Source organism: Dactylosporangium sp. NPDC049742 (assembly GCF_040674675.1).
In the GTDB taxonomy this organism is placed as follows: Bacteria; Actinomycetota; Actinomycetes; order Mycobacteriales; family Micromonosporaceae; genus Dactylosporangium; species Dactylosporangium maewongense.
This window is the reverse complement of sequence record NZ_JBFANF010000163.1, coordinates 1-1109: the sequence shown is the minus strand read 5'-3', so window position 1 is coordinate 1109 and position 1109 is coordinate 1. Positions and strand designations below refer to the sequence as shown.

The window sequence follows — 1109 nt, the reverse complement described above, 5'->3', positions numbered from 1 at the left end:
GGCGGAGTGTGCGGTTCGGTGGTGCGGGCCGTCCCCAGATCCAGGGGTTGGCGTGGGTGTTGAGCTGGGCGGTGGCCACCCGCACCGCGTAAGCGATCTCGGCGGTGTCTGCGAAGGTCTGTCCGGCGAACGCGGCCCGGCGTAGCAGCCGCCACCAGCCCTCCGCCATGTTCAACCAACAGGCCTTCTTCGGGATGAACACCTGCTGGATGCGGGGATGCCGGGCCAGCCACTGACGGACCTTGCCGCTGGTGTGGCTGGAGAGGTTGTCGGTGACCACCCGGATCGGGCCGCGTGGGTTGGCCTCGCCGATGCGGGTCAGCAGCTGAATCCAGCCGTCGCTGTTGCGCGATGCGGCGCAGTAGGTGACCTCGGTGCCGTCGCGGATACGCAGACCGCCGTACACCCACAGCTTGTCGCTGCCCCGGGAGTACTCCAGGGGCGCCTTGATCCGGTGGCCGTCGGGTGACCAGCCCGCCGCGGGCGGGAACGTCCGCGGGATCACCGGTCCGAGTTCGTCGGCGCAGACCACCGTGGTCCGCTCCGGGGGGTGGGTGTAGAGCTCGACGACCGCCGCCCTTTTGGGGCGAAGTCCGCATCATCGCTGCGCGCCCACGAGCGGGTGTGCCGCCAGCGCACCCGCTCCGCCATCAGGATGCTGCGCACCTGACTGCGGCGCACCTCGATCCCCTCAGCCCGGGCGGCCTCGACCAAACTGTCCAGGGTCCACTGCGGCGGGCCGTGCTCATCAGCCGCCACCAGCTCCCCGCCCTCCATGCGCTGCGGCCGGCCCGGCGGGTCCGAACGGGCCAACGCGATGATCCGACCCCGCTCCCGCTCGGTGATACGCCGCGGCCGCCCCGGTATCGGCCGGTCACCCAACCCGTCCAGGCCCTCGGCGTTGAACCGGTGCAGCCACTGCCGCACCGTCTTGGGATGGCAACCCAACCCAGCCCCGATCGCCGTGGTGTGCAACCCAGCCCAACTCAACGTAACGATCTTCGCCCGCTGGACCCAGTCCGCCGGCGCATGCCTGGCCCCGGCCAACTTCCGGACCCTCCGCTCCTCCTCCGCATCCACGGGAGGACGGGCAGCCAAGAACATGGGCA

Annotated in this window: 2 protein-coding genes; both read right to left on the bottom strand. The window is 70.9% G+C overall.

All coding sequences use genetic code 11. The annotated features are described in order from the left end of the window. On the bottom strand, positions 1–532 hold a 532-nt coding region (locus tag AB0J72_RS58945; RefSeq protein ID WP_363418054.1), incomplete at its 3' end, for an IS630 family transposase. Further along, positions 502–1104, bottom strand: coding sequence for a helix-turn-helix domain-containing protein (locus AB0J72_RS58940; RefSeq protein WP_363418057.1), 603 nt, complete (start codon positions 1102–1104; stop codon positions 502–504). The genes AB0J72_RS58945 and AB0J72_RS58940, both read right to left, overlap by 31 nt. Positions 1105–1109 lie beyond the last annotated feature (5 nt).

Bases quoted from the DNA above. Each gene is read 5' to 3' on its own strand.
- AB0J72_RS58940 (WP_363418057.1), bottom strand. From the start codon at position 1,104: ATGTTCTTGGCTGCCCGTCCTCCCGTGGATGCGGAGGAGGAGCGGAGG.